Genomic DNA, 21936 nt, shown 5'->3' with positions numbered 1-21936 from the left:
CGGGCCGGGGTGCGGATCACGATCGCGCCGCCCGAGGTTTGATGTTTGATCTGCCACATGGCCTGGTGTAACTACCACATGGGCGGGATCGTATCGGGCATGGTTCATTTGCGGGCCGGGAGTTGCAGCGAGAGGACGGTGCCGGCCCCCCCTGGCCGCGGCGCCCGCTGCCGTCCTGGCCGGGCTGCGCTGGGTCCTGACCGATATCGACGACACCCTCACCACCGCGGGCCGCCTGACCGCCGCCGCCTATGCGGCACTGGAGCGGCTGGCCCTGGCCGGCATCGCGGTGGTGCCTATCACCGGCCGCCCGGCCGGCTGGTGCGACATGATCGCCCGGACCTGGCCGGTGGCGGCGGTGGTCGGTGAGAATGGCGCCCTCTGGTACGCGCATGACCCCGCCACCCGCCGGATGCGCCGGCATGCGGTGCAGGACCTGCCCGCCCGCGCGGCGCTGGAGCGGCTGGCGCAGCAGGCCATGGCGGCGGTGCCGGGCAGCGCGCTCGCCGCCGACCAGCCTTTCCGGCTTTTCGATGTGGCGGTGGATTTCCGCGAGGATGCCGGGCCGCTCGGCCTTGATGCGGCGGAGCGGATCGCCGGCATCTTCCGGGCGGGGGGCGCGGCGGCCAAGGTGTCCTCCATCCATGTGAATGCCTGGATGGGGCAATGGGACAAGCTTTCCGGCCTCCGGCACCTGTTTGCCACGCTGTGGCAGCCGCTGGAGGGGGTGCTGGGGCAGGTCGCCTATCTCGGCGACAGCCCGAACGACGCGCCGATCTTTGCCGAAGTGCCGCTTTCCATCGGCGTGGCGAATGTGCTGCCCTTCCTGGATGCGATGCCGGCCGCCCCGGCCTATGTCACCCGGGCGGAAGCCGGGGCGGGTTTCGTGGAATTCACCGAAGCCGTGCTGGCCGCGCGAGCCGCAACAAGGGGAGGAACCACATGATCCGTAGCATTCTCGGCGCCGCCGGGCTGGCCATCACGCTCGGCGCCTGGCTGCCCGCCGCCGAGGCGCAGCAGGCCGCCTGCAGCCATCGCGGCGCGCTGGACGACGCCTATTGCGACGAGGACCGCGACCTCACCGCCGACCCGCCGCAGGACCCGGCGCGCTTCCGCGACCCCTCCACCCTGGTCTTCGCCTATACGCCGGTCGAGGATCCCGCGCTCTATGCCAACCAGTTCCGGCCCTTCCTGGAGCACCTGACCGCCTGCACCGGCAAGCGCGTGGTGTATTTCCAGGTGACCAGCAACGCCGCGCAGGTGGAGGCGATGCGGAGCGGGCGGCTGCACATCGCCGGCTTCTCCACCGGCCCCACCGCCTTCGCGGTGAACCTGGCGGGCGCGGTGCCCTTCGCGGTGAAGGGCGGGCCGGAGCACTACGAGAGCTATCGCGTGCAGGTGCTGGTCCGCGCCGACAGCCCCTTCCAGAGCCTGACCGACCTCAAGGGCAAGCGCGTGGCGCATACCTCCGCCACCTCCAATTCCGGCAACCTCGCGCCGCGCGCCTTCTTCCCGGCCCAGGGGCTGGTGCCGGACCAGGATTACCGCGTGGTCTATTCCGGCGGGCATGACCGCAGCGTGATGGGCGTGAATGCCGGCGACTACGACGCGGCGCCCGTCGCCTCCGACGTGTTCGGCCGCATGGTCGGGCGCGGCCAGGTGAAGGGGGAGAATATCCGTGTCCTCTGGCAGAGCGCGCCCTTCCCGACCAGCTCCTTCGCCCTGGCGCACGACCTCAGGCCAGAACTGGCGGCGAAGATCCACCAATGCTTCTTCGACTACCGTTTCCCGGAGGCGATGCGGCGCGACCTCGGCGGCAATGACCGCTTCTGGCCCGCCACCTATCTGCGCGACTGGGAGCCGGTGCGCGCCGTGGCGGATGCCGTGAACGCCCCCTATACCCGCGCCAATTTCGACGCCGAGGCGCGCGCCGAGGAAGCCGCCGCGGCCCGCCGCGCGCAGCAGCGCCAGCAGCAGCAGGCGCCGGCCCCAGGGACGCCCCAGCCGGCTGCTCGCCCGCAGTGAGCGCCGCCGCGCAGCGCGGGCTGGAAATCCGCGGGCTGGTGAAGGAATACCAGCCGGGCAAGCCGGTGCTGCGCGGCCTCGACCTTGATGTGGCGGCGGAGGGGATCACCGCCGTCATCGGCCCCTCCGGCACCGGCAAATCCACCCTGATCCGCTGCATCAACCGGCTGGTGGAGCCGACCGCGGGCGAGATCCGGCTGCATGGCCAGGCGCTGACCGGGCTTCGCGGCCGCGCGCTGCGGCTGGCGCGGCGGCGCATCGGCATGGTGTTCCAGGAATACAACCTGGTGGAACGCCTCTCGGTGATGGAGAACGTGCTCTGCGGCCGGCTGGGCTATACGCCGCTCTGGCGCGCCTGGCTCAGGCGCTACCCGCCGGCGGATATCGAGCGCGCCTTTGACCTGCTGGATGCGGTGGGCCTGTCGGAACATGCGCCGCGCCGCGCCGATGCGCTCTCCGGCGGGCAGCGGCAGCGCGTCGGCATCGCCCGCGCCCTGATGCAGGGGCCGGACCTGCTGCTGGCGGATGAGCCGACCTCCTCCCTCGATCCCAAGACGGCGGTGGAGGTGCTGGAATTGCTGGTCCGGCTGACCGGCGCAGCGCGGGTGCCGGTGATCCTCAACATCCATAATGTGGAACTGGCGCGACGCTTCGCGCAGCGGATCATCGGCATGGCCGGCGGCGTCATTGTCTTCGACGGCCCGCCGGAGGCGCTGGAGCCCGGGCATCTCCGCCTGATCTATGGTGGGGAGGATTGGCTGTGAGCGGCGCCGCCGCGGCCGCGCGCCAGGCCTTCGCGCCGAATTGGGGCGCCCGGCTCGGCCTGCTGGCCCTGGCCGTCTATGCGGTCTTCGCGGCGACCCAGCTCGACCTGAACTGGGCCAGGCTGGCGGCCGGGTTCGGCGAGGGCGGGCGGTTCCTGGCGCGGATGTTCCCGCCGAACTTCACGCGCTGGGAATTGCTGCTGGAAGGCATGCTGGAGAGTTTGCAGATCGCGGCGCTGGCCTCCGCGCTCGGCATCCTGATCTCGCTGCCGCTCGGGCTGATGGCGGCGCGCAACCTCTCGCCCTGGTTCATCGCCGTGCCGACCCGCGCCTTCATCGCGCTCTGCCGCAGCCTGCATTACGTAATTGTCGCCATCCTCTTCGTGAAGGCGCTGGGCTTCGGAGCGCTGGCCGGGGTGGCGGCGCTCACCATCGCCAGCATGGGCTTCATCGCCAAGCTGTTTGCCGAGGCGATCGAGGAGATCTCCATGAAGCCTGTGGAGGCGGTGCGGGCGGCGGGCGCGCCGGGTGCCTCCGTGCTGCTCTATGCCGTGCTGCCGCAGGTGGCCTCGCGCTTCGTGGGCTTCTGCCTCTATCAGCTGGATTCCAACCTGCGGAACTCCACCCTGGTCGGCATCGTCGGCGCGGGCGGGATTGGCGGCACCCTCTTCGCCGCCTTCAAGCGTTTCGACTATGACTTCGTCTGCGCCATCCTGCTCACCATCATCGCGCTGATCTTCCTGGCGGAGGTCGTCTCCGGCCGGGTGCGGGCGGCGTTGCGATGAGCGCCACCTCCATCCCCGACCCGGCCGCGCCGCTGCGGCGGGAATGGCGGCGCTTCACCCCGGCGCAGCGGCTCTCGCGCTGGCTGGTCTGGCTGGTGGTCGTGGCCGCGCTGGCCTGGGCGGTGCGCAGCATCGACATCATCCCGGAATTCCTGGCCGATGCGCCGGAGCAGATGGCCGACCTGCTGGTGCGGATGTGGCCGCCGGACCTCGCGCATTACTACCCCGCGGTCCACGCCGCGCTGATCGAGACGCTGCATATCGCGACGCTCGGCACCATCCTGGCCTTCGCCCTGGCGGTCCCGGTGGCGCTGCTGGCCGCGCGCAATGTCTGCCCGCTGCGGCCGCTGAACGTGCTGGCGCAATTCATCCTGGTGGCGTCGCGTTCGGTGAACTCGCTGGTCTGGGCGCTGATCTTCGTCGCCATCTTCGGCCCCGGCGCCGCGGCCGGCACCTTCGCCATCGCCTTCCGCTCCGTGGGCTTCGTCGGCAAGCTGCTGTCGGAGGCGCTGGAGGAAACCGCGCCCGGCCCGGCGGAGGCGCTGCGCGCGGCCGGGGCACCCTGGGGCGCGGTGATGCTGAAGGGGTTCTGGCCGCAGGTGCAGCCGGCCTTCTGGGGCGTGGCGCTGTTCCGCTGGGACATCAATGTGCGGGAGAGCGCGGTGCTCGGCCTGGTCGGCGCCGGCGGCATCGGCGTGGTGCTGGACGATGCCATCAACTACTTCCAATGGGACCGGGTGGCGACGGTGCTGCTGGCGATCCTGGCCGTGGTGGTGGTGGCCGAGGTCGTCGTCACCCGCATCCGCGCGCGGCTGATCTGATGCGGGACGCGGTCGATATCCTCGTCATCGGCGGCGGCATCAATGGCTGCGGCATCGCCCGCGATGCCGCAGGGCGCGGTTTCTCGGTGCTGCTGGCGGAGCGCGGCGACCTCGGCGGCGCCACCTCCTCCGCCAGTTCCAAGCTGATCCATGGCGGGCTGCGCTACCTGGAGCAGTATGAATTCCGCCTGGTGCGGGAGGCGCTGGCGGAGCGCGAGGTGCTGCTGCGCATCGCGCCGCATATCGTCTGGCCGATGCGCTTCGTGCTGCCGCACCGGCCGGAGATGCGGCCGCGCTGGATGATCCGTGCCGGGCTGTTCCTCTACGACCACCTGGCCCGCCGCGTCAGCCTCCCGGGCACCGAGCAATTCGCCACTGCCCATGACCCGCGCGGCGCGCCGCTCAAGCCCGAAATCGCCACCGCCTTCGCCTATTCCGACTGCTGGGTGGAAGATAGCCGCCTGGTGGTGCTGAACGCCAAGGACGCGGCCCGGCGCGGCGCGGAGATCGCCGTGGGCAGCGCCTTCGCCGCGGCGGAACGCGGCGCCGCGGACTGGGCCTGCACGCTCCGCGACGCGGCGGGGCGGGAGCGCCTGGTGCGGGCCCGCGCCCTGGTCAATGCCGCCGGCCCCTGGGTGATGCAGGCGCAGGCAGCGGCGCATGCCCGCGCCGCCGAGCGGGTGCGGCTGGTCCGCGGCAGCCATATCGTGCTGCCCGCCCTGCATGCCGGGGAGCAGGCCTATATCCTGCAGAACGACGATGGCCGCGTGGTCTTCGTCATTCCCTATGAGGGGCGGTTCAGCCTGGTCGGCACCACCGACGTGCCGCATACGGGCGACCCAGCGATGGCGCGATGCACGCCGGAGGAGGCCGCCTATCTCTGTGCCGCGGTGGGCCGGCAGTTCCGCTGCGCGCCGCGCCCCGAGGATATCGTCTGGACCTATTCCGGGGTCCGGCCGCTGCATGACGATGGCGCCGACAACCCCTCTGCCGTGACCCGCGACTATGTGCTGAAGCTGGATACGGCCGGCGGGGCGCCGCTGCTTTCGGTCTTCGGCGGCAAGATCACCACCTATCGCCGCCTGGCGGAGGAGGCGATGGGCCGGATCGGCGGCGCGCTTGGCCGCGCCGGCACCGCCTGGACCGCCACGGCGGCGCTGCCGGGCGGCGAATCCTGGCGGCCTCGGCCTCGCGGCTTTCGAGGCGGAGATGGCGGGGCGGCACCCCTGGCTGCCCGCCGCCACCCTGCACCGGCTGGTGCGGGCCTATGGCGCGGAGACGGACGCGATGCTGGGCGGCGCCGCGAGCCTGGCCGATCTCGGCGCCGATCTCGGCGCCGGCCTCTCCGAGCGCGAGCTCGACTGGCTCCGGCGCGAGGAATGGGCCCGCAGCGCCGAGGATGTGCTGTGGCGCCGCAGCAAGCTCGGCCTGCACCTGACGCCGGCGCAACGCACGGCGCTGGCCGAGCGCATGGACGCGCCCCTGCGGGTGGGGTGAGGCGCCGCCCAGGGCTAAAGGAAGTCCTTCAGCTCCAGCCGGTCGCCCTGGGCCAGCAGGCCGGGGGGCGCCGGCGCGCAGCAAGGCCGCCGCCGCCGCATCCCGGAACAGCGCCGCGCGCAGGAAGGCCACCGCCAGCCCGGCGGTGCGCGCGTGGTAGGCGGGGTTGGACCAGCGTGGCCCCGCCGCCGGCTCGTCCGCGAAGGCGGCATGGTTGGCCCCCGCCAGCACCGCCAGCGCCTGGGGCGGGCCGCTGATGGCGCGGAAGGGGATCTCCCGGTCGGCCGGCGCCACGCCCTCGATATAGCCGTGGTCCTGGGTGCCGGTCACATGCAGCAGGGGCGTGGCGATGCGGCCGAAGGCGAAGCGCGGGGAGAGGCCGCGCGGCGGCACCGGCGAGAGCGCGATGCCCGCCCGCAGGCGCGGATCGAGCAACGCCAGGCCCCGCTCCCCGCCCGGCAGGCGCTGGCCGAGCAGGTGCTGCACCGTCCAGGCGCCATAGGAATGCCCGGCCGCCGCCAGGCGGGACAGGTCCACCCGGCCCTGCAACGGCCCCGGCGCGGCGGTGCGGCGGCTGAGCTCATCGAGCGCGAAGATGCCGTCCTGCAACCGTGCCAGCGCCTGCCCGGCATCCAGCGCCGCGGCCATCAGCGCGGCCGAAAAATCGCCGCCGCCCTGCCAGAGCGCGCTGTCGGTGCCGGGATGCTGGAGATGCAGCACCACGAAGCCCGCCCCCGCCAGGGCCTCACCGAGATAGCCAAGCCCGTCGCGCGAGCCGCCGAGCCCGTGCGAGACCACCACCGCCGGTGCCGGCGCCGAACCCGCGGGCAGGCGCAGCCGCACCGGCAGCGCGCGGCCACGGGCCGGATCGGTCCAGGTCCCGGTCAGTGCCGCCGCCGGCACCGTCATGCCGAAAGGGGCCAGGGCTGCGATGGTGAGCAGGGCACGGCGGCAAGGCGCCTGGTTGCTTGCATGCATCGATGCCTCTCGGTGCCGCCAGGAAGGGCGGTGCCGCTGGCGAACGCGCCGTGCCCGGGCCGGTTCAGCCGGGTTTCAGGTCATAGGTGATCCACATGGTCCGCTGCGCCAGCCGGTCATAGACGCCGCGGCCGCGGTAGTTGTTGTCGGCGGTGATCCAGCGGATCACGCTCCAGCCCCGGGCGCGGCCGATTTCGGCGATGGCCTCGATCAGCGCATCGGCCACGCGCTGGCCGCGGCAGGCGGGGTCCACGAAGAGGTCATCGAGGAAGCCGCCGGTGGCGGCGGCCAGCGGCCGGGCGAAGGGGCGGTAATGCGCGAGGCCGACGGCGCGGCCATCCGCCGTCTCGGCCACCAGGGCCTGCACCTCATGCGCCGGGTCCTGGATCCAGCCCCAGACGGTGGCACGCATCTCCGGCGTCTGCGTCACCCGGTAGAATTCGGCATAGCCGGCATAGAGGCGTTCCCAGTCGGCGCGGTGACGCGGGGCCAGGGGGACAATGCGGATGGCTTCGGGCATTGCGGGTTCTCCGTGGGGTGGCGGGCGATGGCGGCGCGGCTTGCATCTTGCCGGCCGGTTCACGCCCTCCGGCTGCGCCTCCGGGCGACCGGGCGGCTCATTCCGGCGCCTCACCGCCTTCCGGCCCGTAGAAGATCACCCAGGTGGCGAAATCCTCGGAGAAATTCCGGAAGCGGTGCTCTGCCCCGGCGGGGGCGAAGAGCAGGGCGCCGGTGGTGAAGTGGCTGATGCTCTCGCCGCAGAGGAACTCGCCATGTCCCGCGGCCACGACATAGACCTCGTCCCGGCTGTGCGGCGTCTGCGGGTCGGTGCCGCGCGGCGCGTACCAGCGCACTTCCAGCGTGCCATGCGACAGGATCAGCGCCGAGCGGCGGCCAGGCTCAGGCGGGACAAGGGCCGCCACGGCGGCGGCGAAGGCATGGGGCAGCGCGGGCGGCATGGCGGGCTTCCTCCTTCGCCGGCAAGCCTGGCGTCCTGCCCCGCCGCTGCCGACTGCGGCCCGGACCGTCGCACCTTTCGGCGCTCCGGTCATCGGGCGCATCTGGCCGGCCGATTCAGACCGTCGCGCCTTTCGGCGCTCCGGTCATCGGGCGCATCTGGCCGGCCGATTCAAACCGTCGCGCCTTTCGGCGCTCCGGTCATCGGGCGGCGTTACTCCGCCGCTTCCAGATGCACCGCCTTGGTATAGTCCTCCAGCGGGGCGCAGGTGCAGACCAGGTTGCGGTCGCCATAGACATTGTCCACGCGCTTCACCGGCGGCCAGTATTTATGGGCACGCACGAAGGGCAGGGGGAAGGCGGCCTGCTCGCGGGTATAGGGATGCGCCCACTCCTCCGCCATGACCTCGGCGGCGGTATGCGGCGCATTCTTCAGCGGGTTGTCGGCGCGGTCCACGCGGCCCTGCTCCACCGCGCGGATCTCGGCGCGGATCGCCACCATGGCCTCGATGAAGCGATCCATCTCCGCCTTCGGCTCGCTCTCGGTGGGTTCCACCATCAGGGTGCCGGCCACCGGCCAGGACATGGTGGGGGCGTGGAAGCCGTAATCCTGCAGCCGCTTGGCGATGTCCTCCACCATCACGCCGCCGCCCTGCTGGAAGCCGCGGCAATCCAGGATGCATTCATGCGCCACCATGCCGCGGGCGCCGCGATAGAGCACGGGGAAGTGCCCCTCCAGCCGCTTTGCCACGTAATTGGCGTTGAGGATCGCCACCGCCGTCGCGCGGGTGAGCCCGGCGGCGCCCATCATGCGGATATAGGCATAGCTGATGGGCAATATGGCGGCGCTGCCGAAGGGCGCGCTGCTGACCGGGCCATAGCCGGTCTCCGGCCCCGCGCCGGGATGCAGCGGGTGGTTCGGCAAATGCGGCGCCAGATGCGCCGCGACGCCGATCGGCCCGACGCCCGGCCCGCCGCCGCCATGCGGGATGCAGAAGGTCTTGTGCAGGTTGAGGTGGCAGACATCGGCGCCGATCGCCGCCGGCGAGGTCAGCCCCACCTGCGCGTTCATGTTGGCGCCGTCCATATAGACCTGCCCGCCATGGGCATGGACCAGGGCGCAGATCTCGCGGATCTGCTCCTCGAAGACGCCATGGGTGGAGGGATAGGTCACCATCAGCGCGGCCAGCCGCGCCGCGTGCTGCTCCGCCTTCGCCCTGAGGTCGCCGAGGTCCACATTGCCGTCGCGGTCGCAGGCCACCACCACCACCCGCATCCCCGCCATGACGGCGCTGGCCGGGTTGGTGCCATGCGCGCTGCTCGGGATGAGGCAGATGTCGCGCTGCGCCTCGCCCCGCGCCCGGTGCCAGGCGCGGATCGCCAGCAGCCCGGCAAATTCGCCCTGGCTGCCCGCATTGGGTTGCAGCGAGACGGCGGCGAAGCCGGTCACGGCGCAGAGCCAGCCCTCCAGCCGCTTCACCAGCGTGAAATAGCCCTCCGCCTGGTCCACCGGCGCGAAGGGGTGGATTTCCGCGAAGCCGGGGAAGGTGATCGGGATCATCTCCGCCGTGGCGTTCAGCTTCATCGTGCAGGAACCGAGCGGGATCATGCTGCGGTTCAGCGCGATGTCGCGGTCCTCCAGCCGCTTCAGGTAGCGGAGCATGGCATGCTCCGAATGGTGGCTGTTGAAGACCCCCGCCGTCAGGAAGGGCGTGGTCCTCTCAAGCGGCTCCGGCAGCCGCCGCGGGCCATCAAGCTCGCCGAGGCCGAGCCTGGCGCAGTTCCCCGCCTCGCAGATCGCCGCATCCAGCGCGACCAGGTCCTCGCGCGTCACCGTCTCGTCGAAGGCGATGGCGACGCAGCCGGCATCCACCCGGCGCAGGTTGAAGCCGCGATCCAGCGCACCCTGCACCAGCGCATCGGCGGCCTGGCCGGCTTCGATCGCGATGGTGTCGAAGAAGCTGTCGTACCGCAGCCCGAAGCCGGCGCGCCTCGCCGCATCGGCCAGCAGCGTCGCCTGGAGATGCACCCGCCGGGCGATGCGCGTCAGGCCCTGCGGCCCGTGCCATACCGCATACATGCCGGCCATCACCGCCAGCAGCACCTGCGCGGTGCAGATATTGCTCGTCGCCTTCTCGCGGCGGATATGCTGCTCGCGCGTCTGCAGGGCCAGCCGCATCGCCGGCGCGCCCGCCGCATCCAGCGAAACCCCCACCAGGCGCCCGGGCAGCAGCCGCTTATGCGCCTCCTTTACCGCCATATAGGCGGCATGCGGCCCGCCATAGCCGAGCGGCACGCCGAAGCGCTGGGTGCTGCCCACCACCACATCCGCGCCCATCTCGCCGGGCGGCGTCAGCAGGCAGAGCGAGAGCGGATCGGCTGCCACGATCGCCATGCCGCCGGCGGCATGCGCCGTCGCGATCTCGGGCGCGATGTCGCGCACCTCGCCTGTCGTGCCGGGATATTGCAGCAGCAGGGCGAAGGGCGTGAGCGCCGCCGCCGCCCTGGCGATCTCCGCCACCGGCACCACCGCGACCTCGATCCCCACCGGCTCGGCCCGCACGCGCACCACGGCCAGGGTCTGCGGATGCAGATCCGCCGCGACCAGCAGCGTATTGCCCTTGGCCTTGTGCGCGGCATGCGCCAGCGCCACCGCCTCGGCCGCCGCCGTGCCCTCATCCAGCAGCGAGGCATTGGCGATGGGCAGGCCGGTGAGGTCCGCCATCATGGTCTGGAAATTCACCAGCGCTTCCAGCCGTCCCTGGGCGATCTCCGCCTGATAGGGCGTATAGGCGGTGTACCAGCCCGGATTCTCCAGCACGTTGCGGAGGATCACTGGTGGCACATGGGTGCCATGGTAGCCGAGGCCGAGCAGCGATTTCACCCGCCGGTTCCGCTCCGACAGCGCGCGCAATTCGGCGATGGTCTCCGCCTCGGTCGCCGGGGGCGGCAGGGCGGAGAGATCCGCCTGGCGGATCGCCGCCGGCACGGTGCGCGCCGCCAGGTCATCGAGGCTGCCGGCGCCCACCACCTGCAGCATCTCGGCGATCTCGGACTCCGAGGGGCCGATATGGCGGCGGGTGAACTCGTCATGCTCCTCAAGCGCCGCCAATTGGGCCAGCGTATTCAAGCCCTGGGCGCTCACGCCTCGCTCTCCACGAAGGCGTGGTAGGCGGCCTCGTCCATCAGCCCGGCCGCTTCGGCCGGGTCGCGCGGCTCCAGCTTGAAGAACCAGCCCTCGCCGATGGGCTCGCGGTTGACCAGGCTGGGATCCTCGGCCAGCGCGCTGTTCACCTCGACGATGCGGCCGCCGACCGGCGCATAGATGTCGGAGGCGGCCTTGACGCTCTCCACCACGGCGCAGGCCTCGCCGGCCGCGACCTCGCGGCCGATCTCGGGCAGGTCCACGAAGACCACGTCGCCCAGCGCGTTCTGCGCGTGGTCGGTGATGCCGATGGTGGCGGCGTCGCCATCCAGGCGGACCCATTCATGGTCCCGGGTGAATTTCATCTCGGACATGCGGTCGGTCTCCAGCGGAGAGGGATCAGCGGGCGTAGCGGTGCGGGATGAAGGGCAGCGGCGCGACGCGGGCCGGCAGCGCCTTGCCGCGCACCATGAGTTCGAGGGCGGTGCCATCCGCGGCCTGCGGGCGGGCGACATAGCCCATGGCCATCGGCCCCCCGAGCGAGGGGCCGAAGCCGCCGGAGGTGATCTCGCCGATCGCCTCGCCGCCGGGCGCATGGATGGGGGTATGGCCACGGGCCGGCTGGCGGCCCTCCGGCCGCAGCCCGATCCGCAGGCGGCGCGGGCCATTGGCCAGCTCCTCCCGCACCCGCTCGGCGCCGGGGAAATTCCCTTCCATCCGGCGGCGCTTGCCGATGGTCCAGGTCAGCCCCGCCTCGACCGGGCTGGTGGTCTCGTCGATGTCGTTGCCATAGAGGCAGAGCCCCGCCTCCAGCCGCAGCGAATCGCGGGCGCCGAGGCCGGCGGGCGCGACGCCGGGCAGGTCCAGCAGGCTGCGGGCGAATGCCTCGGCCCGCTCGGCCGGGAGGCTGATCTCATAGCCATCCTCGCCGGTATAGCCGCTGCGGCTGACCAGGGCGGGGGTGCCGGCGATGCTCGTCTCCGCCATGCCGAGGAAGCTGAGCTTGGCAAGGTCCGGGGCCAGCGGCGCCAGCGTCGCCACCGCCTGCGGTCCTTGCAGGGCCAGCAGCGCCCGGTCCGGCAGCCGATGCAGTCGCACCCCGGCCGGCAGCGCGGCCTCGATCAGCGCAAAATCCTGTTCCTTGCGGCTGGCATTCACCACCAGGAAGAGCCGGTCGCCGAGATTGGCGACCATGAAATCATCGAAGATGCCGCCGGCCATGGTGGTCAGCAGGCCGTAGCGTTGCCGGCCGGGCTTCAGTCCCTGGACATCCGCGGGCGTGAGCCGCTCCAGCGCCGCCGCCGCGCCATCGCCCAGCAATTCGGCCTGGCCCATATGCGAGACGTCGAAGAGCGCGGCCGCGCTGCGGCAATGCAGGTGCTCGGCCATGATCCCGGCCGGGTATTGCACCGGCATGGCATAGCCCGCGAAGGGCACCATGCGGCCGCCCAGGCTGCGATGCAGCCGGCCCAGTGGGGTTTCGAGCGGTGCCTGGTCGGGTGTCTGGTCAGTCGAATCGGCCACGGGTCCCCCTGCCGCGGTTGCGGCGGTTTCAGTCCGTGGCCCCCCCTCTGTCCGATGACCTGAGAGATTCAGGGCGCATGCCGGGTGGCGGGCGACCCTTACTCCGTCGGTGCCGGCGCGAGTGGGCGCCGGGCTTTCCAGAGACCCCTTCCCCGCGCGGTCCTTCTGCCTGAGCGTTTCCGGGGGCCGGTTGCGCCTTCGGCGGCGGCCCGCAAGCAGGGGCCGCTCTCTCCCGCACGGGATCGGCGGGATGGCAGGTCTAGCCCGGCGGAGGGAAGGAGCGCAACCATCCGTTCCGCGGGCGCGGCCGAATCCGGCACCCGGTTCCGAAGGCTACCGCCGGGAGGGCCGCGCCGCCGCATGGGGCGCCGGGGCCGGCACCTCCCTCGGCGCGATGCGCAGCACGCCCCATCCGGCCAGCCCCGCGAGCAGCGAGCCGCCGAGGATGCCGATCTTCACCTCGTCCTGCAGCGCCGGATCGTTGGCGAAGGCAAGCATCCCGATGAACAGGCTCATGGTGAAGCCGATGCCGCAGAGCAGGGAAACCCCGACCAATTGGGGCCAGCTCGCCCCCATCGGCAGGTCGGCGAGGCCGAGGCGGATCGTCAGGGCCGCGCTGCCGAAGACCCCCACCAGCTTGCCCAGGAACAGCCCGAGGGCGACCCCGAGGGTGAGATGGTCCAGCAGCGCCTCCGTGGTCAGGCCGGCGAAGGAAACCCCGGCATTGGCGAAGCCGAAGACCGGGATGATCAGGAAGGCCACCCAGTTGTGGAGCCCGTGCTCCAGCCGGTGCAGCGGCGAGCCCTGCATCTCGTCCGGCCGGCCGGGCTGGGCGCGCAACGGGATGGTGAGGGCGAGGACGACCCCGGCGATGGTGGCATGCACGCCCGAGCGCAGCACGAGGAACCAGAGCGCCCCGCCCAGCAGCAGGTAGGGCCAGAGGCGCAGGACACCGCCCCGGTTCAGCGCCACCAGGGCGGCCACCACGGCGGCGGCGAGGCCGAGATCCAGCAAGGACAGGTCGCCGGTATAGAAGACGGCGATGATCGCGACGGCGCCGAGGTCGTCGATGATGGCCAGCGCGGTGAGGAATACCTTGAGTGAGGCTGGCACGCGCGACCCGAGCAGCGACAGAACGCCCAACGCGAAGGCGATGTCGGTGGCGGTGGGGATCGCCCAGCCGCGCAGCGTCGCCGGATCGCTCCAGTTGAAACCCGCATAGATCAGCGCCGGCACCGTCATGCCCCCGGCCGCGGCGATGCCGGGCAGGGCGCGGCGCGACCAGGTCGAGAGCTGGCCATCCAGGACCTCGCGCTTGATCTCGAGGCCGACGAGCAGGAAGAACACCGCCATCAGCGCGTCGTTGATCCAGTGCAGCAGGCTGAGCGGGCCGAGATAGGCATGCAGCGCCCCGAAATAGGCCGGCGCGAAAGGCGAATTGGCAACCGCCAGGGCGAGCGCGGCGGCGGCCATGAGGACCAGGCCGCCCGAGGCTTCGTTGTCGAGGAAGTGCCGCAGCATCGAGAGCGGTCGGCGGCGGATCGTCGCGGCGCCATCAGCCATGCCGGATCACCTCCCCACCTGGGCCCGCCCCGGCAGCATCGCACCCGCGGCACCGGCCGAACCTGGCCTTGTCTGTATTGCCGGCGCCTCCTGGATTGATGATCGCCCCCAATGCCTGATTCCCCTGAGCCCGCATCGCAGGCCTCAGACGCCATCGATCCCATGCTGGGTGAAGCAACAGATCCGGGAGGAAATCAGGCCCAGCGAAGCCCTGGAGGCCGAATTGCCCCGCACCGGCCGCCGGGGAGTCCAGCAGCCCACAGCGGCTCCAACGAAATCCGGGGCCGCGTCTCGGATATGGGGGAGGGATTCTGCCGGGGCTCCCCTGCCTCGTTCCGGCCCCTACCGCGGGCCACGCCGGCGGTTGAACGCCAGGTCCTCCGGGGTCAGTTCGAAGGAGACGAAGATGCGGTAATCCCGTGCCCGGCGGTCCTCGCCCACGGGCAGGGAGAGATTGACCGGCTCGCTGCTGCCGGTGGTGCGGGTTTCGTTACGGCCGAAGGCGACCCGCTCCACGAAGACCTGGCGGCTCAGCACCTGGTCATCCGGGCCGACCACGGCGACGAACCAGGGCAGGTCCACCGTGCGGCCCTGCGCCGCCGCGCCGCGCTCCACCGAGAAGCTGGTGGTCAGGGTGATGTCGATGCTGCGGTCGCCGCGGCCGGGGCGGCAACTGCCATTGATGCCGGCCAGCCTAGCGTCGAATTCCAGCGTCGTCAGGTCGCGCACCGGGCCTGGCCGGTAGCGGGTGAGATCGGCCCCCTCGGCCAGCAGCCCGGGGTTGGGGCAGGCCACGGGCAGGGGGGTCGGTCCGCTGCTGCCGCAGCCGGCCAGCGAGGCTGCCAGCACGGCCGCCAGGACGAATCGAACGCGCATCCCCATATTCCCCTTTGCATCCCGACCATGGCGGTTGCTGCATCCTGCGGCGGAAGGCAACAGCTTCGCCACAGGGCACGTTCCCATGAACAAACCCCCGGGCCGCTTTCCGGCCGGGCTGGAAAGGCATGGCGTTTCCAGTCAGGGCGGGCTTGGACTAGTCTGCGCCCCGCCCGGTCTGCGCAAGGCCGGTCTTCCCGCGGCCAGTCTGCCCGGCGGCGGGGTGGCGCGGCAACACGCGGCGAGCGAATGAAGGCAATGATGCAAGAGAAACCGCGCCTGAACATCCTGCTGGCCGGCCCGCGCGGCTTCTGCGCCGGGGTGGACCGTGCCATCAAGATCGTCGAGGAGGCGATTCGCCGCTACGGCCCGCCGGTCTATGTCCGGCACGAGATCGTGCACAACCGCTTCGTGGTGGAAAGCCTGGAACGCCAGGGCGCGGTCTTCGTCGAGGAGCTGGACGATGTGCCGGCGGACGCCCCGGTGGTCTTCTCCGCCCATGGCGTGCCGAAATCCGTCCCCGCCGAGGCCAGCCGGCGCAACCTGTTCTATCTGGACGCCACCTGCCCCCTGGTCAGCAAGGTCCACCGGGAGGCGGAGCAGCACTTCGCCCGCGGCCGCCACATCCTGCTGATCGGCCATGCCGGCCATCCGGAGGTGGTGGGCACCATGGGCCAGTTGCCGGCCGGCACGGTCAGCCTGGTGGAGGATGCCGAACAGGCCCGCAGCGTGCAGGTGCCGGCCGGCGCGCCGCTTGCCTTCATCACCCAGACCACGCTCTCGGTCGATGACACCGCCGGCATCGTCGCGGCGCTGCGCGAGCGCTTCCCCGAGATGCACGCGCCGGCCAAGGAGGATATCTGCTACGCCACCACCAACCGCCAGGCGGCGGTGAAGGCCATCGCCGGCCGGGCCGAGCTGATGCTGGTGGTGGGGGCGCCCAATTCCTCGAATTCGGTGCGGCTGGTGGAGGTGGCGGAACGCGCCGGCTGCCCGCGCGCGGTGATGGTGCAGCGCGGCCGCGACCTCGACCCCGGCATTGTCCGCGGCCTCGGCACCATCGGCATCACCGCCGGCGCCAGCGCCCCGGAGGTGCTGGTGGAGGAGGTGCTGGCGCGGCTGCGCGAGAGCTTCGACCTGGTGATCGAGGAGGTGGTGGTGGCCGAGGAGCGCATCACCTTCAAGCTGCCCGCGGCGCTGAATGCCTGAGTGGTCCGGTTGCCCGGACGGCGAAGCCGGGGGGGCGTGAACCGGCCCGCAGGATAGTGGTCCGGTCGCCCGGCGGCGAAGCCGGAGGGCGTGAACCGGCCCGCAGGATACAAGGCGGCCCGGGCGGCGGCGGGCCGCGCATGATGCAGCCGAAGCCCGTAGGCATCGTGGCGCCGCCGCGATAGAAGCCCGCCATGGCGGTCTATACCGAGGTCTCCGACGAGGCCCTGCGCGCATTCCTGGCCGGGTATCCGCTCGGCGATCTGCTCGCCTTCCGCGGCATCGCGGAGGGGGTGGAGAATTCCGAATTACGCCCTGCGCACCAGCACCGGCGACTTCATCCTGACGCTCTATGAAAAGCGCGTCGATCCCGGGGAATTGCCCTGGTTCCTCGGGCTGATGGAGCACCTCTCGGCGCATGGCCTGCCCTGCCCCCTGCCGGTGAAGGCGCGGGATGGCATGGCGCTGCGGGAATTGGCGGGGCGGCCGGCGGCGATCTGCACCTTCCTGCCCGGGGTCTGGCCGCGCCGGGTGCGGCCGGAGCATTGCTCCCCGCTCGGCGCTGCGCTGGCGCGGCTGCATGCGGCGGGCGAGGGGTTCGCCGCCACCCGGCCGAATGCGCTTGGCCCGGCCGGCTGGGCGCCCCTGCTGGAGCGCTGCCGGAGGGCGGGTGATGGGGCGGGCGATTCGGTGCAGCCCGGCCTCATCGCCGAGCTGGACGCGACGCTCGCCGGCATCCTGCGCGACTGGCCGGCGCCGGGCGCGCTGCCCACCGGGCATATCCATGCCGATCTCTTCCCGGACAACGTGTTCTTCCTGGAGGGCGCGGAGCGGCGGCCGGAGGTTTCCGGCATCATCGACTTCTACTTCGCCTGCACCGACCTGCTGGCCTATGACATCGCGGTCTGCCTGAACGCCTGGTGCTTCGAGCCGGACCGCTCCTTCAATGTCACCAAGGCGCATGCGCTGCTGGCCGCCTACCAGGCGCTGCGGCCCCTCGGCAGGGCGGAGCGCGCCGCCCTGCCGGTGCTCTGCCGTGGCGCTGCGCTGCGCTTCCTGCTCACCCGGCTCTATGATTGGGCGGCGACGCCGCCGGGGGCGCTGGTGACGCGCAAGGACCCGCTGGAATATCTCGGCAAGCTGCGCTTCTTCGCCCGCGCCGAGGGGCCCGCCGCCCTTGGCCTCTGAGCCGATGCAGAGCGTCGCCATCTGGACGGATGGCGGCTGCAAGCCCAATCCCGGCCCCGGCGGCTGGGCGGCGATCCTGCGCTATGGCAGCACGGAGCGCGAGCTCTCCGGCGCCGAACCCGCCACCACCAACAACCGCATGGAACTCACCGCCGCGATCAGCGCGCTTGAGGCGCTGAAGCGCCCCTGCCGCGTGGTGCTGCACACCGACAGCGAATATGTGCGCAACGGCATCTCCCGCTGGATCAATGGCTGGGTCCGCAACAACTGGCGCAACGCGGCCAAGGACCCGGTGGCGAACATGGAGCTGTGGCAGCGCCTGCTGGCTGCCGCCAAGCCGCACCAGGTGGAGTGGAAATGGGTGCGCGGCCATGCGGGGGACGCGATGAACGAAAGGGCGGACCGGCTGGCGACGGAGGCAAGGGAGAGGCTGCGGTTGGGGGTCCTGTAGGCCGCGACTACGTGCCGGGAATGCCGCGTGGGGCCCTCGGACGGAACCGGGCTGGTTGGGGCGCCAGGATTCGAACCTGGGAATGGCGGTACCAAAAACCGCTGCCTTACCGCTTGGCTACGCCCCAGCAGGCCCTCGCGCGGGCGCCCTCAATAAGCGTCAGCCCCCCCGCGTCGTAAAGCCCCCCTGCCGCCCGCCACCATGCCTGCGGCAACGCCGCCGCCGCCTGATGCGCCGTGGCGGCATCCGCGAAAAGGCCGAAGCAGGTGGCGCCGGAGCCGCTCATGCGCGCCAGCAGGCAGCCCGGCAGCGCCCGCAGTGCCGCCAGCACCACCGCCACTGGCGGGCAAAGCGCCACTGCCGGGGCCTCCAGGTCGTTCCGCAGCGCCGCGAGATCCCGCGCCATCGCCGCCGCATCCGGCCAGGCGGCGGGCAGGCTGGCCGGGGCGGAGAAGCCGCCCTGCCGTGCCCGGAACACCGTGGGCGTCGCCAGCGCCAGGCCAGGATTGACCAGCAGCAGCCCGCAATCCGGCAGGCCGGGTGCCGCCGACAGCACCTCCCCCACGCCGCCCATCCGCGCCGGGCGGGAGGCGATGCAGACCGGCACATCCGCCCCCAGCGCCGCGCCGATCCCGGCCAGCCGCGCCGCGCCGAGGCCCAGGCCCCAGAGCCGGTCCAGCCGCCGCAGCGCCGCCGCCGCATCGGCCGAGCCGCCGCCGATGCCGGAGGCCACCGGCAGGTGCTTCTCCAGGGTGAGCGCCGCCCGCGGCGGAATGCCGGCCGCCGCCGCCAGCGCCCGGGCCGCCCGCAGCACCAGATTGTCCGGCTCGGCTGCCAGCGCCGCGCCGAAGGGTCCGGTCAGGGTCAGGCTCAGGGACGCGGCCGGCCTGGCGGCAAGCCGGTCCGCCGCCGGCCCGAACACCACCAGGCTGTCGAGCAGATGGTAGCCATCCGTCCGGCGCCCGGTGACATGCAGATACAGGTTGACCTTTGAGGGTGCCGGCTCCGCCGGGGGCGAAGGCGCCGGCTCCGCCGGGAACACCGCCCGATGCCTCAGCGCTGGGCGGTGCTGGAGGGGAAGCCGGGCAGCCCGTCCCGCAGCTTGGCCTCGATCTTCGGGGTTTCCTCGGGTTCCGGGTCCAGGGTCAGGGCACGGCGCCACTGGAAGCGTGCCTCGCGCTGCCGCCCCGCCGCCCAGAGGGCATCGCCGAGATGGTCGTTGATGACGCTGGAACGCGGCTCCAGCTCCACCGACTTCTCCAGCCAGGTCACGGCGCCCGGCAGGTCGCCCAGGCGGAACAGCACCCAGCCCAGGCTGTCGGCGATATTGCCGTCCTGCGGCCGCAGCTCGGTGGCGCGCAGCAGCATGGCCTTGGCGCGATCGAGGTTCTTGCCCTGCTCGGCCCAGCTATAGCCGAGGTAATTCAGCACATAGGGCTGTTCCGGCGCGAGCTGGAGCGCATGCAGGAGGTCCTCCTCCGCCCGCGCCCAGTCGCCCGAGCGTTCGCGGGCGATGCCGCGGGCATAGAACAGCGGCCAGTCCCGCGCGCCCGGCTGGCTGGTGCGGGCCAGCGCCTGGTCATAGGCGGCGGCGGCCTCGGGGAAGCGGTTGCGGCGGCGCAGCAGGTCGCCAAGCCGGGCCGGCGGCTGCGGCATGGTGGGATAGGCCGCGGCCAGTTGCCGCAGCACGGCCACCGCCTCCTCCGTGCGGTCCAGCTTGTCGAGCAGGGCGGCGCGGCGCAGCCCCACCACTGGCGCCAGCGGATCATCCGTGGCGATGGAATCGAGCGCGGCCAACGCCTGTTCCTCGTGCCCTTCCTCGCCGAGCGCATCGGCGCTCAGCACCACCGCCGGGGCGAAGCCGGGCCGCAGCCGGAGCGCGAGCTGCGCCAGGATCAGCGCGAAATCGGACGAGCCCTGGCCGCGCAGCGCCCCGGCCAGCGCCGTATAGGCCTCCGCCATGCCATCGGTGGGGGAGGCGACGCCGCGCGCCGCCAGCAGGGCCGGCCGGCCCGCCACGGTCGCGGCCAGCGCCGCATCCTCGCCGCTTTCGGCCACCTGGTCGAGCAGCCGCTGCGCCTCCGCCCCGCGGCCGGACCGGGTGAGCACCCCCGCTGCCAGCACCGCCAGCCGCCAGGGCGGCTGCGGCTGGTCGGCCACCGCCTGGCGGGCGAAGCGCTCGGCTTCCCGCGGGCGGCCGGCGATATCGGCGATCAGCGCGGCATGCAGGGCGTTCAGGGCCCGCAGCCGGTTGCCCTCGGCCAGCGGGCGGAGCGTGGCCAGCGCCGCCTCCGGCTGGCCACGGCCCATCTGCACCCAGGCCAGCAGGGCCGGCTGCAGGATTTGCACCGGGCCGCTGCGGCCCATGGCGCGGAGCCGCTGCTCGGCCCTTTCCCAGCGGCCGGCCTGCGCATCGGCACCGGCCAGCAGCAGGTTGGCGGCGGGATTCTCGGGCAGGCGGCGGGCCAGGCGCAGCGCCTCCGGCCGGCCGTCCAGCAGGGTGGCGAGGAAGGCGCGGTTCAGTAGTTCCGGCTGGTCCGGGTCGGCGCGGAGCGCGGCGAGCATGCTGTCCGCAGCGAAGCGCGTATCGGTTTCGGCGGCGGCGAAGCGCCCGGCCAGATAGGCGCCATAGGCACCGGTCAACGGCGCGCCGCTGCCGCCGAAGCTGCTGCCGGGGCTGCCGCCGGCGGCGCAGGCCGAGAGAAGCGCGGCCGCGAGGAGCGCAAGCCGCAATGGGGGACCGGAACGCTGCATCGCAGCAGGCTAGCAGCGGCGGCCAGGGGGCGCCACCGCAAGCTGCGGCGCCCTGGCTGCGCCTGCCGGCTTTCCCTCCGGCTCCGGCATGATACGCTGCCGCATCTTGCCATGACATGACGGAGCAGAAAGATGCGCGCCCGGGTCCTGCTGATCCTTGGCCTGGTGCTGGCCGCGGCCCTGGGTGCCGCGCCCGCCCAGGCACAGAACCGCTTCAGCCTGGTGAACAGCACCGGCCAGACCATCGAGCGGGTCTATGTCTCGCCCTCCCGCGTCAATAATTGGGGGCCGGACATGCTGGGCACCGGGGTGCTGCCGCCGGGGCAGAGCGTCTGGATCGTGCCGCAGCTCAGCGACTGCGTGCTGGATGTGAAGGTGGTGTTCCAGGGCGGGCGGGAGGAGACGCGCTGGCAGATCAATGCCTGCAGCCTGTCGCGCATCGTCTGGGGCGGCGCCGCGGCGGGCGACCCCAGCTTCCAGTTCATCAACCGCGCCGGGATCACGGTGAACGAGCTTTACGTCTCGCTCAGTTCCGACCGCAATTGGGGGCCGGACCGGCTGGGCCGGGGCACCCTGCCGCCCGGCGCCGGCCTCTGGGTGAGTCTGCCCGGCGGCAAGGTCTGCGCCGTCGATATCCGCGTCGTCTATGCCAATGGCACCGCGACCGAGCGGCGCGGGGTCGAGACCTGCTCGGTGCGGGAGCTGAATTTCCGGTAGCTGCGGCGCATGATCCGCCGGATGGCCGGGTCAGCCCAGCCGGCCGTAATCGCCGAAGCCGGCCAGGACCGCCTCCATCTCCGCCTCGGTCAGCAGCACCGGGGCGAGGCCGGAGGCGCGCAGCGCCAGGTACTGGCGGGCCAGGTTCTCCACCTCCTCCGCCAGGGTCCGGGCCGAGGCCAGCGTCTTGCCCAGCGCCACCACGCCATGATTGGCCAGCAGCGCCGCCCGGCGCCCGGCCAGCGCCGCGACCGTGGCCTCGGCCAGGGCGGCGGTGCCGAAGGTGGCATAGGCCGAACAGCGGATATCGCCGCCTCCGGCGAGCGCGGTCATGTAGTGGAAGGGCGGGATGCCCTGCCGGGCGCAGGACAGGGCGGTGGCGAAGGGGCTATGGGTATGCACCACCGCCCCCGCCTCCGGCCGCGCGGCGTAGACCGCGGCATGCAGGCGCCATTCGGAGGAGGGCCGGCGCGCGCCTGACAGCACGGCGCCATCCAGGGCCAGTTCCACCAGGTCCTGCGGCGAGGTTTCGGCATAGGGCAGGCCGGAGGGGGTGATCAGGAAGCCGCGCGGCGTCCGGCAGGAGAGGTTGCCCGATTTGGCGGGCATGAAGCCCAGCGCATCCAGCGCCCGCGCTGCCCCGATGATCGCCTCCCGCATCTAACCCTCCCGCAGCCTGCGC

At 72.2% G+C, this 21936-nt stretch carries 18 protein-coding genes, 1 tRNA gene, 2 pseudogenes and 2 riboswitches; of the genes and pseudogenes, 10 read left to right on the top strand and 11 right to left on the bottom strand.

Annotation, left to right across the window (positions count from 1 at the left end; all coding sequences use genetic code 11):
- The first annotated feature begins 106 nt into the window (after positions 1–106).
- The 6 genes and pseudogenes from KSF81_RS24965 (at position 107) to glpD (ending at position 5892) form a co-directional block, all read left to right on the top strand.
- The gene (locus tag KSF81_RS24965) at positions 107–946 is read left to right on the top strand and encodes an HAD-IIB family hydrolase (protein WP_217381848.1); all 840 of its coding nucleotides are present in this window, start codon (positions 107–109) and stop codon (positions 944–946) included.
- Positions 943–2025: a phosphate/phosphite/phosphonate ABC transporter substrate-binding protein gene (gene phnD, locus KSF81_RS24960; RefSeq protein ID WP_217381276.1), complete on the top strand. Its 1083-nt coding sequence runs from the start codon at positions 943–945 to the stop codon at positions 2023–2025. Before KSF81_RS24965 ends, phnD begins: the two co-directional genes overlap by 4 nt.
- Positions 2022–2789 carry a phosphonate ABC transporter ATP-binding protein gene (gene phnC / locus KSF81_RS24955; protein WP_217381275.1) on the top strand — a complete coding sequence of 256 codons (768 nt, stop codon included), beginning with the start codon at positions 2022–2024 and terminating at the stop codon, positions 2787–2789. Before phnD ends, phnC begins: the two co-directional genes overlap by 4 nt.
- Positions 2786–3574, top strand: coding sequence for a phosphonate ABC transporter, permease protein PhnE (gene phnE, locus KSF81_RS24950; RefSeq protein WP_217381274.1), 789 nt, complete (start codon positions 2786–2788; stop codon positions 3572–3574). The genes phnC and phnE (KSF81_RS24950) overlap by 4 nt, the downstream gene beginning before the upstream one ends.
- Positions 3571–4395, top strand: a complete 825-nt coding sequence (gene phnE / locus KSF81_RS24945) for a phosphonate ABC transporter, permease protein PhnE (RefSeq protein ID WP_217381273.1) — start codon at positions 3571–3573, stop codon at positions 4393–4395. The genes phnE (KSF81_RS24950) and phnE (KSF81_RS24945) overlap by 4 nt, the downstream gene beginning before the upstream one ends.
- Positions 4395–5892: pseudogene (glpD, locus tag KSF81_RS24940) on the top strand (glycerol-3-phosphate dehydrogenase). Before phnE (KSF81_RS24945) ends, glpD begins: the two are co-directional and overlap by 1 nt.
- A 1042-nt stretch (positions 5893–6934) precedes the next feature.
- Here the strand turns inward: glpD and KSF81_RS24935 are convergent.
- The 7 genes from KSF81_RS24935 to KSF81_RS24905 all read right to left on the bottom strand — a co-directional run bounded on the left by KSF81_RS24935 (position 6935) and on the right by KSF81_RS24905 (position 14935).
- Positions 6935–7390, bottom strand: a complete 456-nt coding sequence (locus tag KSF81_RS24935) for a GNAT family N-acetyltransferase (protein ID WP_217381272.1) — start codon at positions 7388–7390, stop codon at positions 6935–6937.
- Positions 7391–7487: 97 nt separating this feature from the next.
- A complete protein-coding gene (locus tag KSF81_RS24930) occupies positions 7488–7829 on the bottom strand; it encodes a cupin domain-containing protein (RefSeq protein ID WP_217381271.1) in 342 nt (113 codons plus the stop codon).
- 212 nt (positions 7830–8041) lie between these two features.
- Positions 8042–10972: an aminomethyl-transferring glycine dehydrogenase gene (gene gcvP / locus KSF81_RS24925; protein ID WP_375293353.1), complete on the bottom strand. Its 2931-nt coding sequence runs from the start codon at positions 10970–10972 to the stop codon at positions 8042–8044.
- Positions 10969–11346, bottom strand: coding sequence for a glycine cleavage system protein GcvH (gene gcvH / locus KSF81_RS24920; RefSeq protein ID WP_217381270.1), 378 nt, complete (start codon positions 11344–11346; stop codon positions 10969–10971). Before gcvH ends, gcvP begins: the two co-directional genes overlap by 4 nt.
- Positions 11347–11371: 25 nt before the next feature.
- The gene (gene gcvT, locus KSF81_RS24915) at positions 11372–12496 is read right to left on the bottom strand and encodes a glycine cleavage system aminomethyltransferase GcvT (RefSeq protein WP_309139671.1); all 1125 of its coding nucleotides are present in this window, start codon (positions 12494–12496) and stop codon (positions 11372–11374) included.
- Between the two features lie 45 nt (positions 12497–12541).
- Positions 12542–12639, bottom strand: a riboswitch (glycine riboswitch).
- A 4-nt stretch (positions 12640–12643) separates the two neighbouring features.
- A riboswitch (glycine riboswitch) is annotated at positions 12644–12741 on the bottom strand.
- An 88-nt stretch (positions 12742–12829) separates the two neighbouring features.
- Positions 12830–14059, bottom strand: coding sequence for a Na+/H+ antiporter NhaA (nhaA, locus tag KSF81_RS24910; protein WP_217381269.1), 1230 nt, complete (start codon positions 14057–14059; stop codon positions 12830–12832).
- Positions 14060–14401: 342 nt separating this feature from the next.
- The gene (locus KSF81_RS24905) at positions 14402–14935 is read right to left on the bottom strand and encodes a hypothetical protein (RefSeq protein WP_217381268.1); all 534 of its coding nucleotides are present in this window, start codon (positions 14933–14935) and stop codon (positions 14402–14404) included.
- Positions 14936–15193: 258 nt separating this feature from the next.
- On the opposite strand from KSF81_RS24905, the gene ispH reads away from it, so the two are divergent.
- The 3 genes and pseudogenes from ispH to rnhA all read left to right on the top strand — a co-directional run bounded on the left by ispH (position 15194) and on the right by rnhA (position 17783).
- A complete protein-coding gene (gene ispH, locus KSF81_RS24900) occupies positions 15194–16144 on the top strand; it encodes a 4-hydroxy-3-methylbut-2-enyl diphosphate reductase (RefSeq protein WP_217381267.1) in 951 nt (316 codons plus the stop codon).
- A gap of 194 nt (positions 16145–16338) precedes the next feature.
- A pseudogene (locus KSF81_RS24895) lies at positions 16339–17332 on the top strand (homoserine kinase).
- On the top strand, positions 17322–17783 hold the full coding sequence (rnhA, locus tag KSF81_RS24890; RefSeq protein WP_217381266.1) for a ribonuclease HI: 462 nt from the start codon (positions 17322–17324) through the stop codon (positions 17781–17783). The pseudogene KSF81_RS24895 and the gene rnhA overlap by 11 nt, the downstream one beginning before the upstream one ends.
- A 52-nt stretch (positions 17784–17835) precedes the next feature.
- Here rnhA and KSF81_RS24885 read toward each other — a convergent pair.
- The 3 genes from KSF81_RS24885 to KSF81_RS24875 all read right to left on the bottom strand — a co-directional run bounded on the left by KSF81_RS24885 (position 17836) and on the right by KSF81_RS24875 (position 20516).
- Positions 17836–17910, bottom strand: a tRNA-Gln gene (locus KSF81_RS24885).
- Positions 17890–18825 carry a 4-(cytidine 5'-diphospho)-2-C-methyl-D-erythritol kinase gene (locus KSF81_RS24880; RefSeq protein WP_217381265.1) on the bottom strand — a complete coding sequence of 312 codons (936 nt, stop codon included), beginning with the start codon at positions 18823–18825 and terminating at the stop codon, positions 17890–17892. The genes KSF81_RS24885 and KSF81_RS24880 overlap by 21 nt, the downstream gene beginning before the upstream one ends.
- Before the next feature lie 11 nt (positions 18826–18836).
- Positions 18837–20516, bottom strand: a complete 1680-nt coding sequence (locus KSF81_RS24875) for a tetratricopeptide repeat protein (RefSeq protein WP_254453735.1) — start codon at positions 20514–20516, stop codon at positions 18837–18839.
- Between the two features lie 153 nt (positions 20517–20669).
- On the opposite strand from KSF81_RS24875, the gene KSF81_RS24870 reads away from it, so the two are divergent.
- Positions 20670–21254, top strand: coding sequence for a Tat pathway signal protein (locus KSF81_RS24870; protein WP_217381263.1), 585 nt, complete (start codon positions 20670–20672; stop codon positions 21252–21254).
- 30 nt (positions 21255–21284) lie between these two features.
- Here the strand turns inward: KSF81_RS24870 and KSF81_RS24865 are convergent, their stop codons facing one another.
- Positions 21285–21914, bottom strand: coding sequence for a class II aldolase/adducin family protein (locus tag KSF81_RS24865; RefSeq protein WP_217381262.1), 630 nt, complete (start codon positions 21912–21914; stop codon positions 21285–21287).
- Between the last annotated feature and the right edge of the window lie 22 nt (positions 21915–21936).

This window comes from Siccirubricoccus sp. G192 (assembly GCF_019084075.1).
Lineage (GTDB): Bacteria > Pseudomonadota > Alphaproteobacteria > Acetobacterales > Acetobacteraceae > G192.
The sequence above is the reverse complement of the archived record's forward strand: the minus strand, read 5'-3'. Positions and strand labels throughout refer to the sequence as shown.

Excerpts from the sequence above, each read along its gene's own strand:
- KSF81_RS24905 (WP_217381268.1), bottom strand. The coding sequence starts at position 14,935 with ATGCGCGTTCGATTCGTCCTGGCGGCCGTGCTGGCAGCCTCGCTGGCC.
- KSF81_RS24935 (WP_217381272.1), bottom strand. The coding sequence starts at position 7,390 with ATGCCCGAAGCCATCCGCATTGTCCCCCTGGCCCCGCGTCACCGCGCC.
- KSF81_RS24930 (WP_217381271.1), bottom strand. The coding sequence starts at position 7,829 with ATGCCGCCCGCGCTGCCCCATGCCTTCGCCGCCGCCGTGGCGGCCCTT.
- phnE (WP_217381273.1), top strand. The coding sequence starts at position 3,571 with ATGAGCGCCACCTCCATCCCCGACCCGGCCGCGCCGCTGCGGCGGGAA.
- KSF81_RS24870 (WP_217381263.1), top strand. The coding sequence starts at position 20,670 with ATGCGCGCCCGGGTCCTGCTGATCCTTGGCCTGGTGCTGGCCGCGGCC.
- ispH (WP_217381267.1), top strand. The coding sequence starts at position 15,194 with ATGATGCAAGAGAAACCGCGCCTGAACATCCTGCTGGCCGGCCCGCGC.
- KSF81_RS24865 (WP_217381262.1), bottom strand. The coding sequence starts at position 21,914 with ATGCGGGAGGCGATCATCGGGGCAGCGCGGGCGCTGGATGCGCTGGGC.
- phnD (WP_217381276.1), top strand. The coding sequence starts at position 943 with ATGATCCGTAGCATTCTCGGCGCCGCCGGGCTGGCCATCACGCTCGGC.
- nhaA (WP_217381269.1), bottom strand. The coding sequence starts at position 14,059 with ATGGCTGATGGCGCCGCGACGATCCGCCGCCGACCGCTCTCGATGCTG.
- gcvH (WP_217381270.1), bottom strand. The coding sequence starts at position 11,346 with ATGTCCGAGATGAAATTCACCCGGGACCATGAATGGGTCCGCCTGGAT.